The 10,225-nt window shown below is 67.1% G+C and carries 12 protein-coding genes; 1 reads left to right on the top strand and 11 read right to left on the bottom strand.

From position 1 onward, the window contains the following. Together ACETK3_RS15570 and ACETK3_RS15565 are read right to left on the bottom strand one after the other, a co-directional pair. Positions 1-355 (bottom strand): phage holin family protein (locus ACETK3_RS15570; RefSeq protein ID WP_373993165.1); only part of this gene is annotated, 355 nt, incomplete at its 3' end. Then, entirely contained in the window at positions 355-1,245 is an 891-nt protein-coding gene (locus tag ACETK3_RS15565) for a hypothetical protein (protein WP_236820895.1), read from the bottom strand. The genes ACETK3_RS15565 and ACETK3_RS15570, both read right to left, overlap by 1 nt. A 273-nt stretch (positions 1,246-1,518) precedes the next feature. On the opposite strand from ACETK3_RS15565, the gene ACETK3_RS15560 reads away from it, so the two are divergent. Then, positions 1,519-2,052: a MarR family winged helix-turn-helix transcriptional regulator gene (locus tag ACETK3_RS15560; protein ID WP_236800422.1), complete on the top strand. Its 534-nt coding sequence runs from the start codon at positions 1,519-1,521 to the stop codon at positions 2,050-2,052. Between the two features lie 69 nt (positions 2,053-2,121). Here the strand turns inward: ACETK3_RS15560 and ACETK3_RS15555 are convergent, their stop codons facing one another. From ACETK3_RS15555 to ACETK3_RS15515, 9 genes are all read right to left on the bottom strand, one after another. Next, entirely contained in the window at positions 2,122-2,409 is a 288-nt protein-coding gene (locus ACETK3_RS15555) for a hypothetical protein (protein WP_236800423.1), read from the bottom strand. Positions 2,410-2,455: 46 nt separating this feature from the next. Beyond that, the gene (locus ACETK3_RS15550) at positions 2,456-3,595 is read right to left on the bottom strand and encodes a Vms1/Ankzf1 family peptidyl-tRNA hydrolase (protein ID WP_373993164.1); all 1,140 of its coding nucleotides are present in this window, start codon (positions 3,593-3,595) and stop codon (positions 2,456-2,458) included. Beyond that, positions 3,592-3,807 carry a hypothetical protein gene (locus tag ACETK3_RS15545; RefSeq protein WP_237429351.1) on the bottom strand — a complete coding sequence of 72 codons (216 nt, stop codon included), beginning with the start codon at positions 3,805-3,807 and terminating at the stop codon, positions 3,592-3,594. Before ACETK3_RS15545 ends, ACETK3_RS15550 begins: the two co-directional genes overlap by 4 nt. A gap of 105 nt (positions 3,808-3,912) precedes the next feature. Next, positions 3,913-4,257, bottom strand: a complete 345-nt coding sequence (locus tag ACETK3_RS15540; protein WP_236800426.1) for a hypothetical protein — start codon at positions 4,255-4,257, stop codon at positions 3,913-3,915. Between the two features lie 63 nt (positions 4,258-4,320). Then, positions 4,321-5,571, bottom strand: a complete 1,251-nt coding sequence (locus tag ACETK3_RS15535; RefSeq protein ID WP_373993163.1) for a D-arabinono-1,4-lactone oxidase — start codon at positions 5,569-5,571, stop codon at positions 4,321-4,323. Between the two features lie 59 nt (positions 5,572-5,630). Next, positions 5,631-6,521, bottom strand: coding sequence for a pentapeptide repeat-containing protein (locus tag ACETK3_RS15530; RefSeq protein ID WP_236800428.1), 891 nt, complete (start codon positions 6,519-6,521; stop codon positions 5,631-5,633). Positions 6,522-6,551: 30 nt separating this feature from the next. Further along, the gene (locus tag ACETK3_RS15525; protein WP_373993162.1) at positions 6,552-8,324 is read right to left on the bottom strand and encodes an amidase; all 1,773 of its coding nucleotides are present in this window, start codon (positions 8,322-8,324) and stop codon (positions 6,552-6,554) included. Beyond that, positions 8,321-9,424 (bottom strand): agmatine/peptidylarginine deiminase, encoded by a 1,104-nt coding sequence (locus ACETK3_RS15520; RefSeq protein ID WP_236800430.1) that lies wholly within the window; start codon positions 9,422-9,424, stop codon positions 8,321-8,323. The genes ACETK3_RS15525 and ACETK3_RS15520 overlap by 4 nt, the downstream gene beginning before the upstream one ends. 42 nt (positions 9,425-9,466) lie before the next feature. Further along, entirely contained in the window at positions 9,467-10,183 is a 717-nt protein-coding gene (locus ACETK3_RS15515; RefSeq protein ID WP_236800431.1) for an alpha/beta fold hydrolase, read from the bottom strand. Positions 10,184-10,225 lie beyond the last annotated feature (42 nt).

The raw sequence follows: 10,225 nt of genomic DNA, 5'->3' as shown, positions 1-10,225 counted from the left end.
TCTGCTTGAGTTCCTTGCGGCCGATCGAGGCCAGGACTGCGGCGATGATCGCCCAGATCACGGCGACGATCAGCGCGGCCCAGCCCAGGGCCATGACGGCGCCCAGGGCCCACATCAGGGCAAGGGAGAGGAAGAGCAGGACGAAGTGTCCGCCTACGCCGGCGCCGGCGAGCATGCCTGCGCCCTTGCCGGCCCGGGAGGTGGATTGTTTGAGTTCGGCCTTGGCCAGCTCCACTTCCTGGCGCATCAGGGTGGACAGGTCCCGGGTCACATCACCGAGCAGATCGCCCAGGGACGCGTTGTCCGCTTTCACATGCGCCGCGCTGGGCGGCGGCTCAGGAATCTGGCTACTCATCACAGACCACCCGTCTGGTGGCGGCCGCTGCCGGAGGTGCCTTCGCTGCCGAAGGTTTCTTCACCGGTGTACGCGCCATTTTCGGCCCGGTAGGGGTCGTCCTCGAACCGAAGTGGGGACTCCTCTGCGGTGCCCGAGGGCAGGGTGCTGGTGGAAACGGGGGCTCCGCCCACTACCGGCTCATCGAAGAGGTCATCGGTGCCCGCGGCGTACACGGTCTCCTGGTGCAGCGGCGCAACCGGCGGCGACTGCACGGCCCGGTACTGGCCCGTGCCCTGGGCCGATCCTGCCTGCACCTGTCCCTGTGATTCCGGGGCTCCCGCGGTGAGGCCGCGGGTGAGGCGTCCGGCCAGGACGCCGGCGCCTGCTGCGAGGAGCAGGAAGGTGCCGGGGTGGTTGCGGGCGAAGCGCTGGACCTCGTTCAGGAGGTCACCGGGCTCGCGGTTCTCCAGCCAGGATGCTGCCGAGGAGGTGCGCTCGGCTGCCTGCCGGATAAGGTCGCTGGCCATGCCCTGCTGGTCCGGGGCGCTGGCCATGCTGTGCAGCTGGCTGGAAATGTTGCGGATGCCTTCGGCTGCTTTCTGCTGCTGTGTGCCGGCCTGGCTGGTCAGCCCCGACTTGGCCTGGTGCAGCAAGTCCTGCGCATTGGACTTCGCCTCCTGCGCCACGTTCGCGGCTTCACTCTTGGCAGTCTGCGCTACTCCCTGGGCGGCAGATGCCGCCTCGCCGGCCACGTTGGAAGCCTCGTCCTTGGCTGCCTGGGTCTTCGAGGTATCGCCCTCTGCAGCATAGGAGGCCTGCCCGGGAGCCACCTCTGTTGCTCCGTACGGATCAGTGATGGCCGGGTCGGCGCCGGTGTGCGGGGTCTGGGGCCATTGGTTCTCTGTCATCTTCGCTCTCTTTCAGAAAGGGTTAGCTGGCGATCAAGAACCAGCAGTGCTGGCGACTTAGTAAGCAAGGTTACTAATTAGATACTAAGCACACTTCCCATTTCGAATGCAAGGGGCAGTGCCGGTTTTTGGGTCGGAAGATGGCCGGCGCCGGCGCCGCTTGCCAATCGGATAGTAAGCCTACTTGCGAATATGTTGCTAAGCATGCTTATTGTAGAGGTGTAGCGACGCAGGGTGACCAGCACTTCGCCACCTACAGGAAGGCCGCGGCCGATGACCAGCAATCTCGATCCGGACGCCCGGAGCAGCTACCGCCTGATCACTTTGGCGGCCCGGCTGATCCAGCGGCGGCAGGACGATGCACTGGCCCCCCTTGGCCTCACCCGTGCGGCAGTTATTGCATTGGAAGGCCTGACGGGGGGCCCACTGAACCAGGAACAGCTCGCAGACGCGATCAGGGTGCAAAGCCAGACGCTGGGGCGGGTCCTTACCCGCCTCGAAGCTACCGGACTCATCACCAGGACCCGCCACGCCTCCGACCGCCGGCAGCTGAAGGTTGAGCTGACGGATGCCGGGGCTGCCGCCGTTGACGCGGCGCGACAGGCTGAGATCAATGCCTACCCGGACGATCCGGACATTGAGTGGAAGGTGCTGCGGGATGAACTGACGAAGTTTGTCCGTGCGGTGCCGCTCACGCGCGATGCCGGGGTTGTCCCGTTTGCCCCACCGGAGCACCGGACCGGGCACCGTCCCCAGGCGGGGCGGGCGGCGGGCATGCGGGGTTGGGAGCAGCCAGGCCAGAACTGAGCTGACAGAAGTTGTTGCCTAAACCAAAAGCAGTGGCTGGCCCAGTGGGGCCGGCCACTGCTTTTTGGTTTAACTGTTGTCGTCCGGTTCCTCTTCCAATAGGCCCCGCTGGGCAAGGTCTGCGGCATCAGCCGCTTCCGGCGGCAATGGATCCGTGGCCGGCGGAACGTCACTGGGGGCGTAATCGGCCAGCCCGGCCGCCACCCGCTCCTGTTCGACGGCCTTTTGGTAATCGTCGTCGTCAACGTCTTCCGGCATCTTGCCGTGGCCCGTGCGGGTAGGAGTCGGAAGCGCGTCCTCCTCCGGGACCATCACGCTGTCGAGGACATCATCCGGGTTTTCATCTGCAGTGCTCATGGCGCACCTTCCAATACATGGTTCGGCGAAAAGGGTTAGCAGGGCTTTACGACGACGGGACGCCCGGCCCCGAGGACCAGCGCAGGAGTGCCGCGACATGGACGCCCTCCGGCAGGACCGGTCCCGGGACCAGGAGAACGCGGGCGTCAGTCAACGCAGCGGCCCGAAGCAGCGCCGCCGGAGCGGGGACTTCGCCCAGGATTTCCGCACCCAGGGCCTCCTCCTTGGCGGTGGCGATCCACGGTTCCGCGCCCAGGGCCAGCATGGTGCGTTCAGACAGGGCGTCGTCATCCAGGATCAGGGTGTCCACCTGCGCCTGCTGCAGCGCGTGCACCACGGCTCCCACCCCGTGGGCTGCTTCCGGGTTGGCCTGTCCCTCCTGGACCGCCAGCCTGTCCATCACGCTCCGCTGTTCTTCTGCCCATACCTCTGCAACGTGCTGGTTGACCCGATCCTCCAGGTTTGCGCTGTCCGCCCCGCCGGTGTGGGTGTGCGAATCCACCTCGGATACAAGCGCCTTGCTGGCCTCGGAGAGGTTGTCCTTCACCAGGCCGCGGGCCCGGATATCACCGGCGAGGACGATGAGCCGTGCACCGCTGGCACGGGCCAGCCGGTCAATCTCACCCGCCACATCATCCGCGTTGCGGCGCCAGACGTCTTCGGTGTGGTGCTGGAACCGCAGTTCCGACCAGCCTCCGCCGTGGAACTTGTGTATGTTCTCGGATTCGCCTTCCACTTCCTGGACGCTGCTGGGAGCCCCGGCGCCCGCCCGGTACAACCGGATTTCGCCGTGTTCCCGGCTGACTTCCGCCACGACATACGGCAATTCTTCCGGCCGGTGCTTGACCAGGGGCAGCAGGTCCGGGATGGACTCCATGGCCGCCACCCGTTCGGGGAGGACGAGGTCTCCGGGAAGTACCTCGTTGATTTCGGCCTTCCCGCTGTGGACCAGGACGAATCTCGAGACGGGGGAGGGCAGCCCTGCTGCCGGCTGGAGTGCCTGCTCCATTGCCTCAATGTCAGCTGCGGCTGCCCCCTGCGCCTCGAGCTGGGCCTGCGCGTTGCCCGGGCGGACATCGCCGGCTTCCAGTGAGTCCACCGTTCCGGTCCCGGCAGGCACGTAGGCGGTGCACCAAGGTCCGGGGCGGCGGTACAGGTCGGCGTATTTCTGCAGGCTGGTGGTCACTGTTCCCCCTCCTCGGTGGGAAGGGGATCCGGCGAGGCGACAGGATTCAACGCCTCCCGGACTTCCGCCGGGTCCGTGTCATCCGGAAAAGGCTCTGTTTCGCGCCATTCCTCGGCATGGGCGGGCTGGTTTCCCTGGACCACCCCCTGCGCTTCATGCTTCATCTGGTCGTCCAGATTCTGGCCGTGGGTGGTGTTGCCGCGTTCTGCCATGACGATCTCCTTCGCGAGCGATTTAGTATCACAGGCTTACTAGTTCGTCACTTCACCGTAGCACCAACGGGCAGGCGGCTAAAGGGGTTCGGTGGGGCTTCCTGCTCAGGCGTGGCAGGCGTCCTGCAATGCCCGGACGGAGTCTTCCGGCACCTGGTCCCCGGCCTCGGCGATCTTGCCCAGCGGCGTCGTGATTTCCGCCGGGACCCCTGCCGTCCGTGCTGCCGAGACCAAGCCGGCCAGTGCCTGCCGGTCTGAAGGGCTGACCAGGCCGTCTTCCACCACGGCGCATATTTGCCGGTTGATTTCCTGGGCGGCACTGGAGGCGACCTTGGACGCGGCATCGCTGGCCGCGGTGCCCGCCGCTTCCCCGACAGCGCCACAACCGGTCAGCAGCATCAATACGGTGGACAGGGCAGCGGCGCGGGTGGTGGCGGTACGAAAGGTCATGGCTCCAGCGTACCGGCGGACGTCTCCGCTCCGGCCGGCCGAAGCTTCCGGGCGCGGCTGCGGCTAGCGGTGGGCCGGGACACCCAGAATGCTGTCCAGCAGCCCGTTCCGGAACTTGCCCTCAGGATCGTGACCTGCGGCGAAGGAACGGAAGTCAGCAAAGCGCGGGTACAGCTTTTCCCAGTCGTGCCCGCCGGGGGTGAACAGCTTGCCCCAGTGCGGGCGGGCGCCAAAGGGGCGCAGGGCCTCCTCCAGGACCGGAAGGAATGCCTCAACCTCCGGCTGCATCGGCTTCCAGGTGAAGTGCAGCGCCACGCTCTGCTGCCGGTAGAACGGGCTGAGCCAGAACTCGTCGGCGGCCCCGGTGCGCACTTCCGAGACGAAAAGCAGGGGTGAAAGCTGTCCGGCCAGCCCGCGGACTGCCTGGAGGGCAGCGGGGGCGTGCTCCAGGGGAAGAATGAACTCGCTTTGGAGTTCATCGCCGTTGCTGGGAGTGAATTCGTGCCGGAAGTGCGGCAGCCGGTCCAGCCACAATCCAGGTTCGTCCAGCTGTGCCGTGCAGTTTTCCGCGGACATGTCCGGCAGGGGGTGCCGCGGACGCAGGGCGGCGGTTGCCCCGAACAGGCTGGGAAGCGCCGGCTCCTCATCAAGGGCTTTGAGCCAGACCTGGTTGACGGTGTTACCGGCGTAGTCGGTAAAAAGGCTCACGCTGTAGGCCGCAGAGACGATGGCTTTGAAGTCGGCAAGGGCGTTGTCCCAGGGCAGGTCCTCAAGGACGCGCTGCCGCATCCGGAAACTCGGGCGCACCGCAAGCTCCAGGCCGGTGACAATGCCCAGGGCCCCGATGCCCACGACGCTGGCCAGGAACTCGTCCCCGTCCGCCTTGGTAAGCGTGACCTGCTCGCCGGAGGCGCGGACCAGGTCGATGGATTCCACGGCACCGGCAAGCGAAGGGTTGTTGACCCCGGAGCCGTGCGTTCCGGTCTGCACCGCGCCTGCCACCGAGATGTGCGGCAACGAGGCGAGGTTATGGATGGCAACGCCGTATTTCTCGAGGGTCCGGCAGAGCGCCCCGTAACTCACTCCGCCGCTGACGCGCACCGTGCCACGGGCGGAATCCATTTCGACCTGCTGGGGCAGGGCATCGAGGAGCACGTGGACGCCGTCCGTGTCGCCCACCCGGTTAAACGAGTGCCGGGACCCCAGGGCCTTGACGCGCGGCGAATCAACCACGATGGAGGCCAGCTCCGCTACAGATTCCGGCCGCCGGACATCCGCGGAGGAGTATTCGAGGTTTCCTGCCCAGTTCTTCATCAAGTGGCTTTCGGTTGGCGTCGGTTTCCTCCCACTGTCAGCGCTAACAATCGGGACTGTCAAGGCGCTTCCGCTGGGTGGGCCGAACCCGGCGGGCTGGAGGCCGGGCGTGGCGGTGATGGAATCCAATGTGCGGGCACCTCAAGCCCTGGGGGCAGCCGCGTGGACAGGTTGCCGCGGGCTGCGGTGATTTGTGCCTGGGTGAGGAAGAGGGAATGACTGAGGTCGGCGTCGTCGAGCCTTGCATCGCGCAGGTCTGCGCCCAGGAAGTCCACCGCCGTCAGGTCTGCACCGCGGAGGTCGGCACCGATCAGGTATGAGCCGCGAAGATCGGCGCCGCACAGGGCCGACCCGCTCAGGTTTGCTCCTGCCAGGTCCGCGCCCGGTGCCAGGCCGTGGCGTTGCGGCCCATCGGAGAAATACCCCGCGCGGACCTCCTCGCTGACCCAGCGCAATGCTTCACCCACCTGCAGATGGAGGCTCCCGACGTCGGCAGTAAAGACCTTCCCCAGGTTGCCTTCAGCCACCTCCCGGACTTTCACCTGGAGAAGGCGGACCTCGTCGGCGGCGTCCGGGCTGTACGCAACCGCCTCCGCCTGCGCCAGGTGCCACAGCATTTCATGCAGCTGGCGCATGACCCTGAACGCGGCGAACATGTCCGGCGCCGAACCCGGGTTGTCCCGCCAGCTGGTGCCGTGGAACAGCCGCTGGCTGACGGCCTGCCCGGCGCCAAAGCAGTCGAACACCGTGCAGCCGGCAAAACCGCGCGGCCTGAGCCTGTCATGGATGGTGCAGGAAAAGTCCGCGGCCAGGTTGGGGCACGGGCGGGCCGGCGGCTTATCGATAGCGAAGTCCGCCGAGCGGGTGAAGCCGAACGCGGTGCAGCACAGGGCAAAGCATTGCGAGCAGTCAGGCCGCAGGGCAGCCGGGGTGGCAAGGGGCGGTGCCATGCCTCCAGACTACCCATGCGGCTTGCTGGGTCAGGGGCTTTCTACAGCTCCTCGCGGCATAGTGCGGGGCGGTGGTACACGGCGTCGGCCTGTGGCTTCGAACGCCGCTGCCAACCGGAGCAGCGCGTTGTCGTCGTAGGCCTTGCCCGTGATGGTGAGTCCCACCGGCATCGCGATGTCCGCGGCGAGGCCCATGGGAACGGTCACCGTGGGAATCCCCAGGTGCCGCGGGACCAGGTTCCCGTTGGCCACCCACACGCCGTTGCGCCAGGCGATGTCCGCCGAGCGTTCGTTGGTGTCGGCGTCTGCCGGGGCGACATCGGCGGCCGCCGGGAACAGGACGGCGTCCAGTCCCAGCTGGTCCATCCACTGCTCCAGGTCCACCCGGCGGGTTTCCTCGAGTCCCGCCAGGCCTTCGGGCAGCTGCGGGATGTCAGTGAGGGCAGGGACGCCGTGCTCCCGGATCCAGGCAGGATAGTCCGCGATGTCGTCATCGAACCCGTCATAGCGGTCCGGCAGAGCGCCCTGGGGAGCGGGGAAGATCATTGAACCGTCGACGTCGGCAAGCGTGCTTAGCTGGGGGTCGCCGTTGGCGGCCAGGAAGTCATTCCAGGCCCAAGCGGAGAGGTCGACGATTTCACGTCGGAGATACTCGGGGGACACCAGGCCACGGGTGGCGATGGTGGGCGCGCCGGGCCGATCGCCTTCGTAGTTGGACACCACCGGGAAGTCCACCTCCACCACCTCGGCGCCGGCGGCTTCCAGGTCGCGGCGGGCCGCAGCCCACAGGTCCAGGATGGACGCGCGCGTCTCGATCCGTTGGCCGGTGGGGCCGCCAATGCCCGGGGCCTGCGCCGTTCCGGCCTCTGGGTCGGCGTTGATGTACATCCGGGGGACACCCAGACGTTTGCCCGCAAGGACGGCTGCGGCGGCGGTTGCGTCCGGGACAGCCAGCTCAAGGTACGACGGCGGGCGGACGGCGGATGCCTTGGGCACCTGGATCCAGGGCTGGGTGCGCCAGAAGTCACCGCGCGTTTGGGTGTCGTCCGCCACCACGGCGTCCAGGACTTCCAGCAGGTCCGCCACGGTCCGGGTGTGCGGAACCACCACGTCCATGGTGGGGACCAGCGGCCAGTTGCCTCGGACGGAGATGACGCCGCGCGACGGCGTGTAGGCGCAGAGGGCATTGTTCGACGCCGGCGCGCGCCCCGAGGACCAGGTTTCCTCCGCCAGGCCAAAGGCAGCGAAGCTGGCCGCGGTGGCGGTTCCTGACCCGTTGGACGATCCCGAGGCGAACGCCGCCGTGAGGAAGCGGGCGTTGTAGGGACTTTCCGCCCGTCCATATACTCCGCGTTGCATACCTCCGTTGGCCATGGGCGGCATGTTGGTCAGTCCTATCAGGACTGCCCCGCCGGCCTTTAGGCGCTCGATGGTAAATGCGTCCTGCTGCGCCCCCAGGTCCTTGAAGGCCGGCGACCCCGCAGCCACGGTAAGGCCTTTAACCTGGTAGCTGTCCTTTGCCGTGTAGGGGATGCCGTCGAGCGGGCCAAGTGTGAACCCGGCAGCGCGGCGACGGTCGGACGCCTGCGCCTCGGCAATGGCGTAAGGGTTCATGACGACCAGTGCATTCAGGCATATGCCCGTTGAGTCATACTTCTCGATGCGCTCAAGATACAGACGGACCAGTTCCTCGCTGGTCACGTCACCGCCCTCCAGGGCAGCCCGGAGTTGGCTAATACTGGCTTCCACCACGTCGAACGTTTCCGCTGCCACCGGCTGCCGCATGTGCTCTGCCAGTTTCATGCCGCATCGCCTTCCCGCGGGGCTGGCTGCTGCTGGGTAATGCAGTGGATGCCGCCGCCGAAGGCAAAGATGTCCCGGGCGTCCACCAGTTCCACGTTGCGCTCGGGATAGGCCCGTTCCAGGATGCCTGCCGCAATGGCGTCGTTCGGATCGCCAAAGCTGCAGAGCACCACCACGTTGTTGGCCACGTAATGGTTGATGTAGGACCAGTCCACCCAGCCCTCCTCATCCTTGAGCGTGGTGGGTGCGGGGACGTCGATGATGCGCAGCGGCCGGCCCTGGGCGTCCAGTTGTCCGGCGAGGACCGTCTTCAGTTGGAGGTAGACCGCGTGGTCCGGGTGCGCGGGGTCGTCCTGGCGGTGCAGCAGGATGGTGCGCGGCCCGGCAAAAGCGGCCACGATGTCTACGTGGCCGCGGGTTCCGAATTCGTCGTAGTCCCGGGTGAGCCCGCGCGGCAGCCAGATGGCCTTGGTGGTGCCCAGGGCCGCGTGGACTTCTGCCTCGACAGATTCCTTGGTGGCGCCGGGGTTGCGTCCGGGGTCAAGCTGGACTGTTTCGGTCAGCAGCACGGTTCCTGCACCGTCCACGTGGAAGCCGCCGCCCTCATTCACCAGGGCGGACGCCCGGACGGGCACGTCTGCGCTTGCCGCGACCGTCCGGGCCACCTCCTGGTCCTTGCCCCAGGCGGCCCAGTCCTGGGCGCCCCAGCCGTTGAAGGTCCAGTCGACCGCGGCCAGCGACCCGTCGGCCGCGTGGACGAACGTGGGGCCGCTGTCCCGCAGCCAGGCGTCGTCGATCGGCACCTCCAGCACGTCGATGCCACTGCCAAGCCATTCCCTGGCGGCGGTGGCGTCCCGGGGATCGGCGATGACGGTGACGGGTTCGTAGCGGGCGATGGTGCGCGCCACCCTGGTCCACGCGGCCCGCGCCTGGTCAAGGGTGGAGCTTCCCAGCGGGCCGAAGGTGTCGTTGGGCGGCGGGAAGGCCATCCAGGTGCGCTGGTGCGGTTCCCACTCTGCGGGCATGTGGGTTGCGGTGCCGATTACCGCGTGGCCAGGGGCGGCGTTGCCCGTGACGGTGGTCGAATAAATGAATGCCATTCATTTATTATGGGGACGGCTAAGGCCGCACGCAAGAGTGTTTCAGGCTTCATCCGCCTCCGTTCCGTCCACAGCCGCCAGGATGGCCTTGGCCAGTTGGCCAGGTTTGGTGAACTGCGGCCAGTGCCCGGTGGGCAGGTCGATGTACTCCACGTCCCGGATCCTGGCCAGCTCTGCAACGAAAGGATTGCCGGCGGCGACCCATTCCTGGAGCATGGCGGACGGGAACTCGCAGGTGATCACGGTGACGGGCACGTTGTAACGCCGCTCATCGTGCAGCTGTTGCCTGCCGCGGGCCACGCCGCGGGGCTCCGGTACTGCCCGCGCCCGGAGTGCCTGCCGCAGCCCGTCGTCGAGGTCCACCAGGTCGGCGTCGTCAAAATCCTCCCAGGGAGGCAAGGGCACATCGTCCCCGACAACCCGCAACTCGTCATTGATCACGCCGCCTTCGCCCAGGGGGCCGCTGTCCACGTAGATGGCGCGCTCCACCTTGTCCGGCCTGGCGTCCACGGCTCCATGGATGATGGCTCCGCCGCCGGAATGCCCCACCAGGACCACCTTGCCGGGCAGGCCGTCCATCACCTCCACCACCGCATCGATGTGGTCCTGCAGGTTGATGCCCGCGCGGCTGGCGTCCGCCGACTCCTTGCCGGGAAGGGTGAGGGGGTGGGGGTGGTGCCCTGCCGCTTCCAGGGCCGGTGCCACTCCCTCCCACGATGAGGCGTCCAACCAAAAACCGGGTACCAGGATGATGTCCATGACCGAACCCTACTCCCCACCCCCGACACGGAATACGGCATT

Origin of the sequence: Arthrobacter sp. E44 (assembly GCF_041877125.1) — a bacterium.
GTDB lineage: Bacteria > Actinomycetota > Actinomycetes > Actinomycetales > Micrococcaceae > Arthrobacter.
This window is presented reverse-complemented; position numbering and strand designations above follow the sequence as displayed.

Bases quoted from the DNA above. Each gene is read 5' to 3' on its own strand.
- ACETK3_RS15565 (WP_236820895.1), bottom strand. From the start codon at position 1,245: ATGACAGAGAACCAATGGCCCCAGACCCCGCACACCGGCGCCGACCCG.
- ACETK3_RS15535 (WP_373993163.1), bottom strand. From the start codon at position 5,571: ATGAAGAACTGGGCAGGAAACCTCGAATACTCCTCCGCGGATGTCCGG.
- ACETK3_RS15555 (WP_236800423.1), bottom strand. From the start codon at position 2,409: ATGAGCACTGCAGATGAAAACCCGGATGATGTCCTCGACAGCGTGATG.
- ACETK3_RS15515 (WP_236800431.1), bottom strand. From the start codon at position 10,183: ATGGACATCATCCTGGTACCCGGTTTTTGGTTGGACGCCTCATCGTGG.
- ACETK3_RS15520 (WP_236800430.1), bottom strand. From the start codon at position 9,424: ATGGCATTCATTTATTCGACCACCGTCACGGGCAACGCCGCCCCTGGC.
- ACETK3_RS15530 (WP_236800428.1), bottom strand. From the start codon at position 6,521: ATGGCACCGCCCCTTGCCACCCCGGCTGCCCTGCGGCCTGACTGCTCG.
- ACETK3_RS15545 (WP_237429351.1), bottom strand. From the start codon at position 3,807: ATGGCAGAACGCGGCAACACCACCCACGGCCAGAATCTGGACGACCAG.
- ACETK3_RS15560 (WP_236800422.1), top strand. From the start codon at position 1,519: ATGACCAGCAATCTCGATCCGGACGCCCGGAGCAGCTACCGCCTGATC.
- ACETK3_RS15525 (WP_373993162.1), bottom strand. From the start codon at position 8,324: ATGAAACTGGCAGAGCACATGCGGCAGCCGGTGGCAGCGGAAACGTTC.
- ACETK3_RS15540 (WP_236800426.1), bottom strand. From the start codon at position 4,257: ATGACCTTTCGTACCGCCACCACCCGCGCCGCTGCCCTGTCCACCGTA.